Source organism: Nonomuraea sp. NPDC052129 (genome assembly GCF_040680095.1).
Classification (GTDB): Bacteria; Actinomycetota; Actinomycetes; order Streptosporangiales; family Streptosporangiaceae; genus Nonomuraea.
On sequence record NZ_JBFAVX010000003.1, the window covers coordinates 612,923 to 630,076 of the forward strand.

The window sequence follows — 17,154 nt, forward strand, 5'->3', positions numbered from 1 at the left end:
ACGCCGCTCTAGCTGTCGTCGCCGCGCATGCGGCGGTCGAGGTCGCGGAGGAATTCGGGGTCGTCGTCCGGGCCCTTGGGGGCCGAGTGGCGGCGGGAGCCCGGACGCGGGGGGACCGGCCAGGTCTCTCGGGGCTGCTGGGGGCGGCCACGGATCATCCAGACGGCCCCGCCCACCAGGGGCACCAGCGCGACGACGAGCACCCAGAGCGGTTTTGGTACGTTCCTTACCTCTTCCTCCGGCGTGGTGATGACGTCGAACAACGAGTAGAGCCAGAAGGCCAGCAGCGCCAAGCCGATAACGACACCTACCATGTCCGAACTGTAAGCCATTCGCGTCGTGATCGTGTTTTCCCGTTGTCCCATTTCAGGTGACTCCAGCGAGACCTACGTCGTACGGTGGACTCGATTCAGCGGCGTCCGCCCGCTGGGACCGCCGTTCGGGGCGGCCGGGTGCCATGCGCGCGGGCGTCCCACGGCGTTGAGGGGTGCGATGGCCTTTTCTAACGACAAGGGCCGCCATCGGCGGGGTCGTTGGTGGCGGCGCGGGTCGTATCTCTTCTCCCGCCGCAGTGAGGCGCCCCCCGACGCGGATCGCTCCTTCTGGACGAACGACCGGGGTACGCCCCCCGGCAGACCCAGCCCGTCCGGACGGCCGGATCGGGCTCGCGAAGACCGCCCCGGGCGGCTGTCCTGGCCGTGGCGGCCCGGCGCCGGCGGGGACAGGCACGGGTGGCCCGGCGGCGACAAGCGCGGCGGGGACAGGAGCGACGGAGACAGGCGCGGGTGGCCCGGTTCTGAGGGCGGGGCCAAGCGCCACGACCGCCCGACGTCCGAGTGGCCGGATCATGAGCGGTCGGACCGCGAGTACGTGGAGCGCAAGCGAGCCGATCGGGATTGGCCAGGACGCATCTGGCCGGGCCGGGAGCCCGCCGGACAGGACTCGATCGGGAGTGAGGGGAGCTTCGCGCTGTTCGGTTGGAGGGGTCGTGAGCGGCGCCAGGCCGGCGCAGACGGTTCCGAGGGGTTGTCTTGGGCGGGGCGCCGCCAACAGGAGGAGTTCCGCCAGCAGGAGGAGTTCCGCCAATGGGAGGCCGCCGACGCCGGGCAGTCGCAGCGGTGGGATGTCGCTGAAGGTGGGCAGTCACGGCGATGGGATGCTGCCGAAGCCGGGGAGCCGCGGCGGTGGGAGGCGGGGGAGCGGCTGTCGGCCGCCGTCGTGGACCGCCCCCAGTACACGTGGCACGACTTCGAGCTCGACGACGTGGTGCTCCGGGCGCGACCCAACCGCCCCGACGCGCCCTCGCTCGGCGACGGCCTGCGGCACTGCGGGAAGCTGGAGACCATCCTGCACCGCCAGTGGGACGCCCGGGAGGGGCCGCCGTCGCCGGAGGTGGTGCGGGCCGTGGAGAGTCTGGCCATGCTGCCCGACCTGCTGAAGGAGAAGCTCGCCGCCGGTCTCGAAGGCATCTATGTGGGGCCGGGCGGCGTACCGGATCTGGACGACATGGGCTACCTGCGCGGCGCCCCCCTGCCCTCCGGCCGGGCCTCATGGGACATCTGCGCCGGAGCCTACGGCGACGGGAAGATCGTGGTGGGTGACCGCCCCTCACCCACGCCGGACGTGATGATGCATGAGGTCGGACACGCCATCGACGACGTCGACTCGGCTTACGGCGATTGGGTTTCCGATTCGCGGGCATTCGCGAAGCTGTACGAGGACATCACGCCGCTCCTGGTCTCCGCGTTCCACCGCCAGGGGGACGGGCTGGGGCGTAAGGAGTTCTTCGCCGACGCGTTCGCCGCGATCGCCTCGCGCCAGCGACCGGCCCTCGTCGACATGCTGGGCGGCGACACTCGCGCGGCGCTCAACGTCATGCTGTTCTTCAACCGGCGCTACGGAATCTAGGTGATGAGCCATGTACGTCATCCGGCTCGCTGACGGGACCCTGCGCGTGCCGCAGAGCCTGACCAGCGAAGACGGGCGTCTCATCGGCAACGCGTACGTGGAACTCGAACCTGGCGACCCCGACTACGACACGTGGCTACCGGAGTCCCTGACGGAGGAGGAGGCGGCGGACCGCCGGGAGCGCTGGCTGATCGAGAACGACGACCTGGAGCAGGAGTTCTTGGCCTTCAAGGCGGAGCAGGAAGACGCCTAGGCCGGCCCGGGTCAGAGGTCGAGGGGCCGCTGATGACGTTTACAGACAGGGGGAGACGGCGACCCTGCGGGCAGGATCACCGTCTGATGGAACGTCAAACACGCGGGGACTCGCCCGACCTGTCGGCCGTTAGAACGTCCTCGCCTCGAAGAAGGGCATGCACTTCCGACTCGCGGAACCGACGATGCCCCCCGGGGGTGCGGATACTGCTGATGCGACCTGCCGCGGCCCAGCGTGTAACCGTCTTTGGGTCTACCCGGAAGAGGGCGGCAACCTCTCCTGGGGTCAGCAGACGCTCGCTGCTACTCTCCACCAATCTCTCCCCCTCGCATCCCGCTTCCTGCCAGCGGGCGGACAGGTAACCAGTGTGTCGAGCGAAGCCTGATTTATCCGTGGTTTTCGACAAAGATCACGGGTTGTTATCAGCTGACTGCCCGATTGTTATATGATAGAGCCTCTTTGGGGCTCTCGTGGGTGTTTCTTTACGAAACACCCTAACTGGGACACTAGCAGTGCTGGCGCCCGATGCGAAGAGCGACCGTGTCACACAGGGCGAGTAACCTCGATCTGTGCATCCCGTTCTCGTATACACCGCGTCGCGGATCGGCCTGTTTGTCGTGACACTCGGCGTCCTGCTGCTGCTTGGCCTGCAAAACGCGGTGCTACTGATCATCGTGTCTTTCTTGATCAGCGGCATCGCCAGCTACGTCTTGCTCTCGAAGCAGCGTGACGCTCTTAGCACTCGCATCAGCGACAAGATCGACCGGCCCAAGCCGCAGAGCGACTAGGGCAGGGGGAACATGCCAATCCGGGCATGGTACTCCCGTCCGAGTCTCGTTGTGTCGCTACCAACGAGTAGTCCGCCGCTGTGCGCCAGAAATGCCTTGACCCCGATCCCGCGCTCCCTGCCAGGATTCCAAGTCAGCGCCATTCCGGTGAGCGGATGAATGGCGCCGATGCCCTCGCGGGGCACCGCTCCAGGCCCGGCCGAGTCGTGGCCCAGCGGATTGTTCAGCCATCGCTGGTGGCCGCCGACATAGATCGCCGCGCCGGTCACCGCGACTGCGTAGAGTGAGTCTCCGCCGGTCTTGTTGACCCAGGTGGGCGTGATCCGCTCGCCCCTGCTGTACGTCTCGAACCTGGCCGTGCTGTCGCACAGCCGCTTCCCGCGCACCGGTCCGCCGGTGGTGACGACGGCGAAGTAGCTGCCGTCGGGCGCGAAGTCCAGGCCGCGTACGTACGAGGGAAAGGTGTCCATGCAGGTGGGGACATATGCCTCGGTACGCCAGTCGGCCACCTTGGCGCCGCCGCCGCGTACGTCGATCAGCCCCAGCTGCGGCCTCGACAGCCCGTCCAGCGTGGTGAAGTTGCCGTCGACCGCGAGCCGATCGGCGGTCAGGGCGAGCGCGTAGACCCTCAGCGTCGGCGTCAGCGGCGCCCCCGGCGTGACCGCGAACGCCGGGTCGGTCGCGCCGGTCGTCGCGTCGATCCTGGCCAGCGCCGCGCGCGGCCTGGTGAAGTCACCGCCCGCGTAGAGCTGCGCGCCGCGCCTGGCCAGCGTGGTCACCATCCCGCCGGAGACACCGGGCCTGAAGTCCCGTACGGCCGAGCCGTCGAAGAGGTTGAGCCTGGCCAGCGCCCTGGTCGACGTCCCGTTGACCGAGGGGAAGTCGCCGCCGACGTAGACCGTGCCGCCGTCACCGGGGGCCAGGCTGTAGACCGGCCCACCGACCTGCGGCGCGAAGTAACGCAGGATGTGCCCCGTCGCGAGGCTGTAAGCGAAGACGTTGTCCCGGGTGTAGGTGTGGGTCCGTGAGGCGTCGGCGACCTCGCTGAACGAGCCGCCGACGACGACCGTGCCGCCGACCAGGGTGATGGAGTTGACGATCCCGTCGAGCACGTGCGGAGTGGTGTCGACCGGGTCGGCCGAGACGACGCGCGAATGAGCGACCGGGGTCGTCGCGAGGATCGCCGCAAGGGCGACACGTACCAGCATTCGCAAACTTCTAGCAGACATTGGGTAATCGTGCGGCTACTTTCTGTTGATTGTCGCGATGGTCATAGGCTTGGGCCATGACGCGTGCTCAGCTGGACAAGCAGCCGGATCAGGTCGCCGCGATGTTCGATCGCACGGCCCGGCGCTACGACTTGGTCAACGATGTGATCTCCCTGGGGCAGGTGCGCTTCTGGCGCAAGGCGGTGGCCGCCGCCGTCGACGCCGGGCCCGGCGAGATCGTGCTCGACCTGGGGGCGGGCACCGGCACGTCCACCGACGCGTTCACCACGCTGGGCGCCCGCGCGATCGCCTCCGACTTCTCCCTCGGCATGCTGCGCACGGGGGTGCGCCGACACGGCGGCAACGCGCTGAGCGGTAACGGAGTCCCGTTCATCGCGGGTGACGCGCTGCGGCTGCCGTTCGCCGACGACGCCTTCGACGCCGTGACGATCTCGGTGGCGCTCCGTAACGTGCACGACACCTCGCAGGCGCTGCGGGAGATGCTGCGCGTGACGCGGCCGGGCGGGCGGCTGGTGATTCTGGAGTTCTCGCACGTGAAGGTCAACGCCTTCGACCTGGTCTACCGCGAATATCTGATGAAACTGCTGCCGCGAGTGGCCACGGTCTTCGGGTCCAATGACGACTCCTACGCCTATCTGGCCGAGTCGATCCGGGACTGGCCCGACCAGCCGACACTCGCGCGCACCATCCAGGAGGCCGGCTGGCAGCGGGTCGCCTGGCGCAATCTCACCATGGGCATCGTCGCGATCCACCGGGGATTCAAGCCCGCGTAAGCCCGTTCTGTGCTGCGCGTAACCCCGTTCCGCGCTGCTCGATTAGGCGAGATGTCATTCACGCCGTCAAGTCCGCGCTCCGGTCGGGGTTCCGTGTCCGGAGATATCGTTTATCGCGGGAATTATCCGAGGGGGCGGGCCGACCTACGGCGGGTTCGGCAACGCGGCGCTGGGCGAGGATGGTTCTCGACTAATTCCTGGCCGTACTGGTGTAGCGTTTCGCTTACGGAGCGTGACTGCACTGCTGTAACCCGCGTCACATTTCTCACGATAGGCTCGGATATAACCGTGACGCTACGAAGGAGTCTGCCCGGTGGGCCCGATGCTCTGCTTCACGCCCGATGAGTGGCGCGCCTTCATCGAGGGTGTGCGCCACCGCGAGTTCGAGGTCTGATCTCCTCGTGGCGACGACGCAGGGCCCTTCGTCTCGGACGGAGGGCTTTCGTTTGTGCGAAGACCGGCCCCCGACTGCCACTTTGTCCAAGAAAAGGGTTAGACTGCGGGCCGACAAGTTTGTGAAGGGGTTCACAAAGGAACGAAGGCGCCACACCCCGAGGCCTTCGAGCGTGTAGGACAGGACAGTCCAGTGACCGAGCCACCAGCCATACAGGCTGACGCCGATGTCATCGTCGTCGGCGCCGGTCCCGCCGGTTCCGCAACCGCTTTTTACCTCGCGCAGGCCGGCCTCGACGTGCTGCTCCTGGAGAAGACCAGGTTCCCCCGGGAGAAGGTCTGCGGCGACGGCCTGACCCCCCGAGCGGTCAAGCAGCTGCTCAACATGGGCGTCGACATCGACGCGCCCGGCTGGATCAGGAACAAGGGCCTGCGGGTCGTGGGCGGCGGGCACCGCTTCGAGCTCGACTGGCCGCAGCTGGAGCGCTTCCCCGACTTCGGCCTCGTGCGCACGCGCAAGGACTTCGACCAGATCGTCGCCGCCAACGCCGTCAAGGCCGGGGCGCGGCTGATGGAGGGCGTGAACGTCACCGGCCCCGTCCTCGACGACCGCAGCGGGCACGTGGTCGGAGTGACGACCAAGAACGGGCCGACCTACCGCAGCCGTCTGGTGGTGGCCGCCGATGGCAACAGCACCCGGCTGGCCCTGGGGATGGGGCTCCACAAGCGTGAGGACCGCCCGATGGGCGTGGCCGTACGCACCTACTTCGAGAGCCCGCGCCACGACGACGACTACCTGGAGACGTGGCTGGAGCTGTGGGACGAGAACACGCTGCTGCCCGGCTACGGCTGGGTGTTCGGCGTGGGCGACGGCACCGCGAACGTCGGACTGGGCCTGCTCAACACCAGCGACCAGTTCAAGAACATCGACTACCGCGACCTGCTCAAGCGCTGGTGCAAGGCGATGCCCGCCGAGTGGGGCTTCACCGAGGAGAACATGCGAGGCCCGATCCGCGGCGCCGCGCTCCCGATGGCCTTCAACCGCCAGCCTCACTACACCCGCGGCCTCGTCCTCGTCGGTGACTCCGGCGGCGCGATCAACCCCTTCAACGGCGAGGGCATCGCCTACGCCATGGAGACCGGCGAGATCGCCGCCGAGACCATCGTCAAGGCGCTGCGCCAGACCACCCCCGCGCAACAGGAACGCATCCTGCGCACCTATCCTCAGGTGTTGAAGGACGCCTACGGCGGATATTTCACGCTTGGCAGGTGGTTCGTCCAGGCGATTGGGAAGCCGGGGGTCATGAGCTTCGGAACGCGGCATGGGTTGCCACACCCGAGGCTGATGCGCTTCGCGCTCAAACTCCTTGGTAATCTCACCGACCGGCGAGGGGATGCGTCGGACAAGATCATCAATGCACTCTCGAAGGTCGCGCCACCAGCATGAACCTCAGACTCACCCATAGATCAGGCTGCGCGCCCGCGCGCGTGGCGACTCCAGAGGAGGCGTAGCGATGGACCTTTACGTGCCCATCCTGGTGCTCGCCGTTCTCGCGGGGGGCTTCGCGATCTTCTCGGTCGCCATCGCTCCCTTCACCGGTCCCAAGCGCTGGAACCGCGCCAAGCTTGACGCCTACGAATGCGGCATCGAGCCGACGCCCCAGCCGGTCGGTGGCGGACGGTTCCCGCTGAAATACATGATCACCGCGATGCTCTTCATCGTGTTCGACATCGAGATCATTTTCCTTTACCCCTGGGCAGTCTCCTTCGCGCCGCTGAAGAACGACGCGGGCAGCGTGCTCTCCTCGGGCCTCGGGGTGTTCGCGCTTGTCGAGATGCTGCTGTTCATCGTCACCGTGCTCGTCGCCTACGCGTACGTATGGCGCCGCAAGGGTCTGGACTGGGACTAGAAATGGGACTTGAAGAGAAACTCCCCAGCGGGTTCATCCTCAGCACGGTCGAACAGGCCGCCGGCTGGGCGCGCAAGAACTCCGTATGGCCGGCCACATTCGGCCTCGCCTGTTGCGCCATCGAGCTGATGGCCACCGGTGGCCCCCACTACGACCTGGCGCGCTTCGGCATGGAGCGCGCTTCGGCGTCTCCCCGGCAGGCCGACCTGATGATCGTCGCCGGCCGCGTGTCGCAGAAGATGGCTCCCGTCCTGCGGCAGATCTACGACCAGATGGCCGAGCCCAAGTGGGTCATCTCGATGGGCGTGTGCGCCTCAAGCGGCGGCATGTTCAACAACTACGCCATCGTGCAGGGCGTGGACCACATCGTCCCGGTCGACATCTACTTGCCCGGCTGCCCGCCGCGGCCGGAGATGCTGATCGACGCGATCGTGAAGCTGCACGACAAGATCCAGAACATGAAGTTCGGCGCCCACCGCGCCAAGCAGATCGACGAGCTCGAGCTGCAGGCGCTGCGTACGCTGCCGCTGATCGACCAGGGGGCCGCGAAGTGACCTCGCCCGACAACCTCCCCGAGGTCCCCTCCGCCGAGGTCCCCGAGGTTCCGGCGGTCGCCGAGCCGCCCGTCGCCCGACGCGGCATGTTCGGCACGACCGACTCGGGTGACACCTCCGGCTACGGCGGTCTCGTCGTACGGCGGGCCCCCCAGCTGTCCACGTCCCGCCCCTACGGCGGCTACTTCGACGAGCTGGTCGACACGCTGGCCCTCGACGACGCCATCGAGCGCGTGGTCGTGGACCGGGGCGAGCTCACCCTGCACGTGAAGCGGGAGCGGCTCGTCGAGGTGTGCCAGAAGCTCCGCGACGAGCCGGCCCTGCGCTTCGAGCTCTCGCTCGGCGTCTCCGGGGTGCACTACCCGCACCTGAAGGGTGAGGAGCTGCACGCGGTCATCCACCTCTGCTCGATCACCCACAACCGGCGTGTCCGCGTCGAGGCGAGCGCCCCCGACGAGGACCCGCACATCCCGTCGACCGTCGGCGTCTTCCCGGGCCACGACTGGCACGAGCGCGAGACGTACGACTTCTTCGGGATCGTCTTCGATGGCCACCCCGGCCTGACCCGCATCATGATGCCGGACGACTGGGAAGGTCACCCGCAGCGCAAGGACTACCCGCTCGGCGGCATCCCGGTCGAATACCGCGGCGCCACGATCCCCGCGCCCGACCAGAGGAGGTCGTACGCGTGAGCGACCTTAAGGAAAAAGGCAGCGAGCTAGAACGAAGTGAGGTTCACTCGTGAGCACCGGATATGACGAGGCGACCGAGGGCAAGGTCTACTCGGTCACCGGCGCGGACTGGGACGAGGTCGTCAGCGGCGTCCGCGAGTCCGACGACGAGCGGCTGGTCATCAACATGGGCCCGCAGCATCCGTCCACGCACGGCGTGCTGAGGCTGGTCCTGACCCTCGACGGTGAGACGGTCACCGAGGCGCGCGGCGTCATCGGCTACCTGCACACCGGCATCGAGAAGAACCTCGAATACCGGACGTGGACGCAGGGCACCACGTTCGTCACTCGCATGGACTACCTCTCGCCGATCTTCAACGAGACCGCCTACTGCCTGGGCGTCGAGAAGCTGCTCGGCATCGAGGACCGCATCCCGGACCGGGCGCAGGCCATCCGCGTGATGATGATGGAGCTCAACCGGATCTCCTCGCACCTGGTGGCGATGGGCACGTTCGGCATGGAGCTCGGCGCGACCACGCCGTTCCTGTTCGGCTATCGCGACCGCGAGCTGATCATGGACTTGTTCGAGTACATCACCGGGCTGCGCATGAACCACGCCTACGTCCGCCCCGGCGGCGTCAGCGTGGACCTGCCGGCGGGCGCCGTCGACAAGATCGGCGAGTTCCTCAAGATCATGCCACAGCGGATCAAGGACATCCGCAAGCTGCTCGACGAGAACCCCGTCTACCTGCGCCGCACCAAGGACGTGGGCTACCTCGACCTGACCGGCTGCATGGCCCTGGGCATCACCGGGCCGATCCTCCGGTCGGCCGGACTGCCGTGGGACCTGCGCAAGTCGCAGCCCTACTGCGGCTACGAGACCTACGACTTCGAAGTGGCGACCGAGCGCGGCTGCGACGTGTTCTCCCGCTACCTGGTCCGGATGCGGGAGATGGAGGAGTCGCTCAAGATCGTCGAGCAGGCTCTCGACCGCATCGCCGGGCCGCTCAAGGGCGACCCCGTGATGATCGAGGACAAGAAGATCGGCTGGCCCGCGCAGCTCGCGCTGGGCCCCGACGGCTTCGGCAACTCGCCCGACCACATCGCGCACATCATGGGCAGCTCCATGGAAGCCCTCATCCACCACTTCAAGCTGGTGACCGAGGGATTCCGAGTGCCGGCCGGGCAGGCGTACGCCTCGATCGAGTCGCCCAAGGGCGAGCTCGGCGCGCACGTGGTGAGCGACGGCGGCACCCGCCCCTACCGCGTCCACTTCCGCGAGCCGTCCTTCTGCAACCTGCAGGGCTTCCCCGCCATGGCGGAGGGCGGCCAGGTCGCGGACGTGATCGCCGCGGTGGCATCTATCGACCCCGTCATGGGAGGTGTGGACCGGTGACTTACTCACCGGAAGTCCGAGAGCGTCTCGAACGAGACGCCAAGGAGATCATCGGACGCTATCCGAAGACGCGGTCGGCGCTGCTGCCGCTGCTCCACCTCGTGCAGTCCGAAGACGGTCACGTCTCCGACGACGGGCAGGAGTTCTGCGCGGAGATGCTGGGCCTCAGCAAGGCCGAGGTCGTCGGCGTGGCGACGTTCTACACCATGTACAAGCGCAAGCCCGCCGGTGACTACCACGTCGGCGTCTGCATCAACGCGCTCTGCGCCGTCATGGGCGGCGACCAGATCTGGGAAGAGCTGTCGGAGCACACCGGCGTCGGCCACGAGGAGACCACCGCCGACGGCAAGGTCTCGCTGGAGCGCCTCGAGTGCAACGCGGCCTGCGACTTCGCCCCGGTCATGATGGTCAACTGGGAGTTCTTCGACAACCAGACGCCCGAGTCGGCCAAGCAGCTCGTCGACGACCTGCGCGACGGCAAGGACGTCCGGCCGACCAGGGGGCCGAAGAAGCTCTGCACCTTCAAGGAGGCCTCGCGGGTGCTCGCGGGCCTGCCCGACGACCTGGCGGGCGACGGCCCGTCGGCGGCGGGCCCCTCGCTGGAGGGCCTCAAGGTCGCCAAGGCCAACGGATGGAAGGCCCCAGAGGCATGAGCACGACTCTCACCCCGGTCCTGACCGCGAACTGGGACCAGGCCAACTCCTTCACCCTCGCCGGTTACGGCGAGTATGAGGCGGCCAAGAAGGCGCTGGGGATGGACCCCGACGCGGTCATCCAGGCCGTCAAGGACTCGGGCCTGCGCGGCCGCGGCGGCGCGGGCTTCCCGACCGGAATGAAGTGGGGCTTCATCCCCCAGGGTGACGGCAAGCCGCACTATCTCGTCGTCAACGCCGACGAGTCGGAGCCGGGCACCTGCAAGGACATCCCGCTGATGATGGCCAACCCGCACTCGCTGGTCGAGGGCGTCATCATCACCGCCTACGCGATCCGGGCCAACCACGCCTTCATCTACGTGCGCGGCGAGGTGCTGCACGTCATCCGGCGGCTGCACGCGGCCGTGCGCGAGGCGTACGAGAAGGGCTATCTCGGCACCGACATCCTTGGCTCCGGCTACGACCTCGAACTCGTCGTGCACAGCGGCGCCGGGGCGTACATCTGTGGCGAGGAGACGGCGCTGCTCGACTCGCTCGAAGGCTTCAGAGGTCAACCGCGGCTCAAGCCCCCGTTCCCGGCCGTGGCGGGCCTGTATGCCTCGCCTACTGTTGTGAACAACGTGGAGTCTGTGGCCAGTGTTCCCTCAATCGTGACCAACGGGGCCGACTGGTTCGCCGGGATGGGCACCGAGAAGTCCAAGGGCTTCGGCATCTTCTCGCTGAGCGGCCACGTCACCCGGCCCGGCCAGTACGAGGCGCCGCTCGGCATCACGCTGCGCGAGCTGCTCGACATGGCGGGCGGGATCCGCGAGGGCCACGAGATCAAGTTCTGGACCCCGGGCGGCTCGTCCACGCCGATCTTCACCGACGAGCACCTGGACGTGCCGCTCGACTTCGAGTCGGTCGGTGCCAAGGGCTCCATGCTCGGCACCCGCGCGTTGCAGATCTTCGACGAGACGACCTGCGTGGTCCGTACGGTGCTGCGCTGGACGGAGTTCTACGCCCACGAGTCGTGCGGCAAGTGCACGCCGTGCCGCGAGGGCACCTACTGGCTCAAGCAGGTGCTCAAGCGCCTGGAGAAGGGCCAGGGCACCGAGGAGGACCTGTCCACGATCACCGACATCGCGGACAACATCCTGGGCCGCTCGTTCTGCGCGCTCGGTGACGGCGCGACGAGCCCGATCCACTCCTCGGTGAAGTACTTCCGCGACGAGTACCTCAAGCACTTCGAGGTCGGCGGCTGCCCGTTCGACGCGAAGAAGTCCACTCTCTGGGGTGACCAGTGACAACAACCGCCGTAGAGACCAGCCTGGTGACCCTGAGCATCGACGGGTTCCAGGTCAGCGTCCCGAAGGGCACCCTGATCATCAGGGCGGCAGAGCTGCTGGGCATCCAGATCCCGCGCTTCTGCGACCACCCGCTGCTCGACCCGGCGGCCAACTGCCGCCAGTGCCTGGTCGACATCCCCGACGCCGGCAACGGCCGCGGCTTCCCCAAGCCGCAGCCGTCCTGCGCGATCGAGGTCGCCGAGGGCATGGTGGTGCAGACCCAGCTCACCTCGCCGGTCGCCGAGAAGGCGCAGCGCGGGGCCATGGAGCTGCTGCTCATGAACCACCCGCTGGACTGCCCGGTCTGCGACAAGGGCGGCGAGTGCCCCCTGCAGAACCAGGCGATGTCCAACGGCCAGGGCGAGTCCAGGTTCCAGGAGCAGAAGCGGACCTTCCCCAAGCCGCTGCCGCTGTCCTCGCAGGTCCTGCTCGACCGTGAGCGCTGCGTCCAGTGCGCCCGCTGCATCCGCTTCTCCGACCAGATCGCCGGCGACCCGTTCATCGACTTCTTCGAGCGCGGGGCCAAGGAGCAGGTGGGCGTCGCCGACGGCAAGCCGTTCGACTCCTACTTCTCCGGCAACACGGTGCAGATCTGCCCGGTCGGCGCGCTGACCGGCGCCGCCTACCGGTTCCGGGCCAGGCCGTTCGACCTGGTCTCCACGCCGAGCGCGTGCGAGCACTGCGCGTCCGGCTGCAGCCTGCGCACCGACCACCGGCGCGGCCGGGTCACCCGCCGACTGGCGGGCAACGACCCGCAGGTCAACGAGGAGTGGAACTGCGACAAGGGCCGCTGGGCGTTCTCCTACGCCACGCAGCCCGACCGGCTCAAGACGCCGCTGGTACGCAACGAGGACGGCGTGCTCGAACCCGCCTCGTGGCCGGAGGCGCTCAGCGTCGCGGCCCGCGGCCTGGCCGCCGCGCGCGGCAGGGCCGGGGTGCTGGTCGGCGGCCGGGTCACGGTCGAGGACGCCTACGCCTACGCCAAGTTCGCCCGGCTCGCCCTCGGCAGCAACGACATCGACTTCCGCGCCAGGCCGCACTCCGCCGAGGAGGCGCAGTTCCTGGCCCACGCCGTGGCCGGCAGGGGCATCGAGGTCTCCTACAGTGACCTCGAGAGCGCCCCTGCCGTGCTGCTCGTCGGGTTCGAGCCCGAGGACGAGTCGCCGATCGTCTTCCTGCGCCTGCGCAAGGCGTGGCTGAAGAGGAAGCTCAAGGTCACGGCGATCGCCCCGTTCGCCACCAACGGCCTGGCCAAGATGGGCGGCACGCTCATCCGCACCGCGCCGGGCGCCGAGGCCGACGCGATCGGCGAGCTGGTCGGCTCGCTGGCCGAGGGCACGATCGTGCTCGCCGGTGAGCGGCTGGCCACTGTTCCGGGTGCTCTGTCCGCCCTCGTACGCCTCAGCACCGCGTCGGGCGCCAAGCTCGCCTGGGTCCCGCGCAGGGCCGGCGAGCGGGGCGCGATCGAGGCGGGCGCGCTGCCGAACCTGCTGCCCATCGGCCGCCCGGCCGATGACGAGAGCGCCAGGGCCGAGGTCGCCAGGGCGTGGAACGTCGGCTCGCTGCCCGACGCGCCGGGTCGCGACACCACGGGCATGCTCCTCGCGGCACTGGAGGGCAAGCTCGACGCGCTGGTCGTGGCCGGTGTCGACCCCTACGACCTGGCCGACCCGGCCGCGGCGCTGGCCGCGCTGGAGAACACCCCGTTCATCGTCAGCCTGGAGATCCGCGCCAGCGCGGTCACCGACCGGGCCGACGTGGTCCTGCCGGTCGCCGCCGTGCAGGAGAAGGGCGGCACGTTCGTCAACTGGGAAGGCAGGGGCCGCTCGTTCGGCGCCCCGCTCAGGGTGCCCGGCCTGCAGAGCGACCTGGCCGTGATCAGCAACCTGGCCGACCGGATGGACGTCCACCTGGGCCTGCCCGACGCCGCGGCCGCCCGCCGCGAGCTGAGCGCGATGGGCTCCTGGCGCGGCACCCGCGTCGCCGCCCCCAGCACCGCCACCCGCTCGCAGCTCGCGCCGCGGACCGGCGAGGCGCTGCTGGCCAGCTGGCACCTGCTGCTCGACGACGGCCGCCTGCAGGACGGCGAGCCGTACCTCGCGGGCACCGCCCGGCCGGCGGAAGCGCTGGTCTCGGAGGCTACCGCGGCGGAGATCGGCGTCGTCGACGGCGACAAGCTGGTCGTCGGCGGTCAAGGACCCAACGCGGTCACGTTGCCGGTGCGCGTCGCCGACCTGCCCGACCGGGTGGTCTGGGTGCCGGCGAACTCCGGCGGCTGCTCGGTCACGCGCGATCTCGGCGCGGCGGCCGGCGACATCGTCACGATCGGGAGCGCCTCATGATCCCTGTTCTCCTGACTGATCCGACACTTGCCGACTTCGGCAAGGATCCGCTCTGGATCACCATCATCAAGGCAGTGATGCTGTTCGCCTTCCTGATGCTCTGCATCCTGTTCGGCGTCTGGTTCGAACGGAAGCTGATCTCCAGGATGCAGAACCGCTTCGGCCCCAACCGGGCGGGCAAGTTCGGCCTGCTCCAGTCGGTGGCCGACGGCATCAAGATGGGCCTGAAGGAAGACCTCTTCCCGCGGACCGTCGACAAGCTGCTCTACCTGATGGCCCCGGTCATCATGGTGATCCCGGCCTTCCTGGCCTTCTCGATCACCCCGTTCGGGCCGATGGTCAACCTGTTCGGCGTACGGACGCCGCTGCAGCTGGTCGACCTGCCGGTGGCCGTGCTGTTCATGCTGGCCATGGGTGCCATCTCGGTCTACGGCGTGGTGCTGGCCGGCTGGTCGTCGCGCTCGCCGTACGCGCTGCTGGGCGGGCTCCGGTCGGCGGCGCAGGTGGTCTCGTACGAGATCGCGATGGGTCTGTCGTTCGTCGGCGTGTTCCTGTTCGCGGGGACGCTGTCGACGTCGGAGATCGTCAAGTCGCAGGCGACCGGCGGCGAGCTGTGGGGCATGTCGATGCCCTCCTGGTACGTCGTCCTGCTGCTGCCTTCGTTCCTGATCTACGTGTTCTGCGCCTTCGGTGAGGCCGCGCGTATCCCGTTCGACCTGCCTGAGGGCGAGGGCGAGCTGGTCGGTGGCTTCCAGACCGAGTACTCCTCGTCGCTGAAGTTCGCGCTGATCATGATGGGCGAATACCTGCACACCTTCGTCGCCTCGGCGATGGCCATCACGCTGTTCCTCGGCGGCTGGCGGGCTCCGTTCCCGATCACGTGGTTCTGGGCCGGCGCGAACGAGGGCTGGTGGCCGCTGCTGTGGTTCTTCGTCAAGTTCGTGCTGGTCTTCTGCTTCGTGGTGTGGGTGCGGGCCTCGCTGCCGCGCGTCCGCTACGACCAGCTCATGTCGCTGGGGTGGAAGGTTCTCATCCCGGTCAACCTGGCGTGGATCATGCTGGTCGCCACGATCCGGACCGTCATGTACGTCAAGAACGGCGAAGCCGGCTTCCAGGGCAGCCTGGCACCCGTCATGGTGGTCGCGGTGCTCGTCATCGTCGGCGCGCTCGGCATCTGGGCCCGGTTCGACACCGTGAACCAGCGCCGCAAGGAAGCGAAAAAGGCGGAGGTCGAGGCGGAGTTCGAGGAGCTGTCCAACGAGCCAACGGCCGGTGGCTTCCCTGTGCCGCCGCTCGACCTGCCGCACTACCACGGGGTGCAGCACAAGGAGATTCCCAGTGGGACTAACTGATTGGCTGAACCCCGTCAAGGGCTTCGGGGTCACCTTCCACACGATGTTCAAGAAGCCCGTCACGGTGAACTACCCGGAGGAGAAGAGGCCCACGGCGCCTCGCTTCCACGGGCGGCACCAGCTCAACCGCTGGCCTGACGGGCTGGAGAAGTGCGTCGGCTGCGAGCTGTGCGCCTGGGCGTGCCCGGCCGACGCCATCTACGTGGAAGGTGCCGACAACACCGACGCGGAGCGCTTCTCGCCGGGTGAGCGTTACGGCCGCACCTACCAGATCAACTATCTGCGGTGCATTCTCTGCGGTCTGTGCATCGAGGCGTGCCCCACCCGGGCCCTCACGATGACCAACGAGTACGAGCTGGCCGACACCAACCGCGAGAGCCTCATCTTCACCAAGGAGATGCTCCTCGCGCCCCTGACCCAGGGGATGGAGCAGCCTCCGCACCCCATGCGACTCGGGGACACCGAAGAGGACTACTACCGGCTGGGACGGACCAATGGGTGAGACCATTACCTTCTGGGTGCTCGCCGTCGTATCCGTCGGCGCGGCACTCGGCATGGTGTTCAACCGGAAGGCCGTCTACTCGGCGCTGATGCTCGGCACCGTGATGCTCTGCCTCGCGGTCCTCTACGCCGTGCAGGACGCGCCCTTCCTGGCCGCGGTGCAGATCATCGTCTACACCGGCGCCGTCATGATGCTCTTCCTGTTCGTGCTCATGCTGGTCGGCGTCGACTCCTCCGACTCGCTGGTGGAGACGCTGCGGGGCCAGCGCTTCTGGGCCGCGATCGCCGCCGTCGGCTTCGCCGCGCTGGTCATCCTGGCCATCGGCAACGCCGTCTTCGCCAAGGAGGCGGGGCTGGCCTCGGCGATCGGGCAGGCCGGTTACATCCGCTCGCTGGCGCTGCTGCTCTTCACGAAGTACGTCTTCGCCTTCGAGATCACCTCGGCGCTGCTGATCACCGCCGCGCTGGGCGCGATGGTGCTGGCACACCGCGAGCGGCTGACCGTACGGCCTTCGCAGAAGGACCTGGCCCGCGCCCGGTTCCTCGGCGATCGCCCGTCGCCGCTGCCCGGACCCGGCACCTACGCCAGGAGCAACGCCATCGACATGCCGGCGCTGCTGCCCGACGGCTCGGTCGCGGAGAGCTCGGTCAACCGCTACATCGCGCGGTTCGACGTCGAGCAGGGTCATCTGCCCGAGGACCCGAAGCTCGCCGAGGCCATCAAGCACAGGGCCGCCGTCGAGTCGGCTGAGGAGGAGTCCAAGTGACCACCCATTACCTCGTCCTGTCGGGCCTGCTGTTCGCCATCGGCGCGATGGGCGTGCTGATCCGGCGCAATGCGATCGTGGTGTTCATGTGCGTCGAGCTCATGCTCAACGCCTGCAACCTCGCGTTCGTCGCCTTCGCCAGGCAGAACGGCAACCTCGAAGGCCAGATCATCGCGTTCTTCGTGATGGTGGTGGCCGCGGCCGAGGTCGTGGTCGGCCTGGCCATCATCGTGACGATCTTCCGAACCCGCAGGTCCGCGTCGGTAGACGACGCCAACCTGCTGAAGTACTAGAGGTGACTGGTGGAATCTCCTGCTGAGATCGTCCAGCACACCG

The 17,154-nt window shown here is 68.1% G+C and carries 20 protein-coding genes; 17 read left to right on the forward strand and 3 right to left on the reverse strand.

The window, feature by feature from the left end:
- Window positions 1–8: 8 nt before the first annotated feature.
- Entirely contained in the window at window positions 9–314 is a 306-nt protein-coding gene (locus AB0L53_RS10990; protein ID WP_358546553.1) for a PLDc N-terminal domain-containing protein, read from the reverse strand.
- A 556-nt stretch (window positions 315–870) separates the two neighbouring features.
- On the opposite strand from AB0L53_RS10990, the gene AB0L53_RS10995 reads away from it, so the two are divergent.
- Window positions 871–1,908 carry a hypothetical protein gene (locus AB0L53_RS10995; protein ID WP_363992756.1) on the forward strand — a complete coding sequence of 346 codons (1,038 nt, stop codon included), beginning with the start codon at window positions 871–873 and terminating at the stop codon, window positions 1,906–1,908.
- A gap of 10 nt (window positions 1,909–1,918) precedes the next feature.
- The gene (locus AB0L53_RS11000; RefSeq protein WP_225298934.1) at window positions 1,919–2,161 is read left to right on the forward strand and encodes a hypothetical protein; all 243 of its coding nucleotides are present in this window, start codon (window positions 1,919–1,921) and stop codon (window positions 2,159–2,161) included.
- Window positions 2,162–2,255: 94 nt separating this feature from the next.
- Here the strand turns inward: AB0L53_RS11000 and AB0L53_RS11005 are convergent, their stop codons facing one another.
- Window positions 2,256–2,474: a BldC family transcriptional regulator gene (locus AB0L53_RS11005; RefSeq protein WP_225298932.1), complete on the reverse strand. Its 219-nt coding sequence runs from the start codon at window positions 2,472–2,474 to the stop codon at window positions 2,256–2,258.
- 256 nt (window positions 2,475–2,730) lie between these two features.
- On the opposite strand from AB0L53_RS11005, the gene AB0L53_RS11010 reads away from it, so the two are divergent.
- Window positions 2,731–2,949, forward strand: a complete 219-nt coding sequence (locus AB0L53_RS11010; protein ID WP_363992757.1) for a DUF4229 domain-containing protein — start codon at window positions 2,731–2,733, stop codon at window positions 2,947–2,949.
- On the opposite strand, the gene AB0L53_RS11015 is transcribed toward AB0L53_RS11010, so the two are convergent.
- Window positions 2,946–4,157, reverse strand: coding sequence for a hypothetical protein (locus AB0L53_RS11015; protein WP_363992758.1), 1,212 nt, complete (start codon window positions 4,155–4,157; stop codon window positions 2,946–2,948). The genes AB0L53_RS11010 and AB0L53_RS11015 overlap by 4 nt on opposite strands.
- Window positions 4,158–4,234: 77 nt before the next feature.
- On the opposite strand from AB0L53_RS11015, the gene AB0L53_RS11020 reads away from it, so the two are divergent.
- From AB0L53_RS11020 to nuoK, 14 genes are all read left to right on the forward strand, one after another.
- Window positions 4,235–4,951: a demethylmenaquinone methyltransferase gene (locus AB0L53_RS11020; protein ID WP_363992759.1), complete on the forward strand. Its 717-nt coding sequence runs from the start codon at window positions 4,235–4,237 to the stop codon at window positions 4,949–4,951.
- A 313-nt stretch (window positions 4,952–5,264) separates the two neighbouring features.
- On the forward strand, window positions 5,265–5,345 hold the full coding sequence (locus tag AB0L53_RS11025; RefSeq protein ID WP_363992815.1) for a DUF397 domain-containing protein: 81 nt from the start codon (window positions 5,265–5,267) through the stop codon (window positions 5,343–5,345).
- Between the two features lie 192 nt (window positions 5,346–5,537).
- Window positions 5,538–6,791 (forward strand): geranylgeranyl reductase family protein, encoded by a 1,254-nt coding sequence (locus AB0L53_RS11030; RefSeq protein ID WP_363992760.1) that lies wholly within the window; start codon window positions 5,538–5,540, stop codon window positions 6,789–6,791.
- Between the two features lie 67 nt (window positions 6,792–6,858).
- Window positions 6,859–7,254 (forward strand): NADH-quinone oxidoreductase subunit A, encoded by a 396-nt coding sequence (locus AB0L53_RS11035; RefSeq protein WP_214640645.1) that lies wholly within the window; start codon window positions 6,859–6,861, stop codon window positions 7,252–7,254.
- A gap of 2 nt (window positions 7,255–7,256) precedes the next feature.
- Complete coding sequence (locus tag AB0L53_RS11040; protein ID WP_219529166.1) at window positions 7,257–7,808, forward strand: NADH-quinone oxidoreductase subunit B; 552 nt, start codon at window positions 7,257–7,259, stop codon at window positions 7,806–7,808.
- Entirely contained in the window at window positions 7,805–8,500 is a 696-nt protein-coding gene (locus tag AB0L53_RS11045; protein ID WP_363992761.1) for an NADH-quinone oxidoreductase subunit C, read from the forward strand. The genes AB0L53_RS11040 and AB0L53_RS11045 overlap by 4 nt, the downstream gene beginning before the upstream one ends.
- Window positions 8,501–8,549: 49 nt before the next feature.
- Window positions 8,550–9,875: an NADH-quinone oxidoreductase subunit D gene (locus tag AB0L53_RS11050; protein ID WP_358434284.1), complete on the forward strand. Its 1,326-nt coding sequence runs from the start codon at window positions 8,550–8,552 to the stop codon at window positions 9,873–9,875.
- A complete protein-coding gene (gene nuoE, locus AB0L53_RS11055; RefSeq protein WP_357954685.1) occupies window positions 9,872–10,528 on the forward strand; it encodes an NADH-quinone oxidoreductase subunit NuoE in 657 nt (218 codons plus the stop codon). Before AB0L53_RS11050 ends, nuoE begins: the two co-directional genes overlap by 4 nt.
- Window positions 10,525–11,814, forward strand: coding sequence for an NADH-quinone oxidoreductase subunit NuoF (nuoF, locus tag AB0L53_RS11060; RefSeq protein WP_219529170.1), 1,290 nt, complete (start codon window positions 10,525–10,527; stop codon window positions 11,812–11,814). Before nuoE ends, nuoF begins: the two co-directional genes overlap by 4 nt.
- Window positions 11,811–14,198: an NADH-quinone oxidoreductase subunit G gene (locus AB0L53_RS11065; RefSeq protein ID WP_363992762.1), complete on the forward strand. Its 2,388-nt coding sequence runs from the start codon at window positions 11,811–11,813 to the stop codon at window positions 14,196–14,198. The genes nuoF and AB0L53_RS11065 overlap by 4 nt, the downstream gene beginning before the upstream one ends.
- Window positions 14,195–15,550, forward strand: coding sequence for an NADH-quinone oxidoreductase subunit NuoH (gene nuoH, locus AB0L53_RS11070; RefSeq protein WP_363992763.1), 1,356 nt, complete (start codon window positions 14,195–14,197; stop codon window positions 15,548–15,550). The genes AB0L53_RS11065 and nuoH overlap by 4 nt, the downstream gene beginning before the upstream one ends.
- Window positions 15,537–16,052: an NADH-quinone oxidoreductase subunit NuoI gene (nuoI, locus tag AB0L53_RS11075; protein WP_357654965.1), complete on the forward strand. Its 516-nt coding sequence runs from the start codon at window positions 15,537–15,539 to the stop codon at window positions 16,050–16,052. Before nuoH ends, nuoI begins: the two co-directional genes overlap by 14 nt.
- Window positions 16,045–16,818: an NADH-quinone oxidoreductase subunit J gene (locus AB0L53_RS11080; RefSeq protein ID WP_358546529.1), complete on the forward strand. Its 774-nt coding sequence runs from the start codon at window positions 16,045–16,047 to the stop codon at window positions 16,816–16,818. The genes nuoI and AB0L53_RS11080 overlap by 8 nt, the downstream gene beginning before the upstream one ends.
- A complete protein-coding gene (gene nuoK / locus AB0L53_RS11085) occupies window positions 16,815–17,111 on the forward strand; it encodes an NADH-quinone oxidoreductase subunit NuoK (protein WP_214640635.1) in 297 nt (98 codons plus the stop codon). Before AB0L53_RS11080 ends, nuoK begins: the two co-directional genes overlap by 4 nt.
- Window positions 17,112–17,154: the final 43 nt, after the last annotated feature.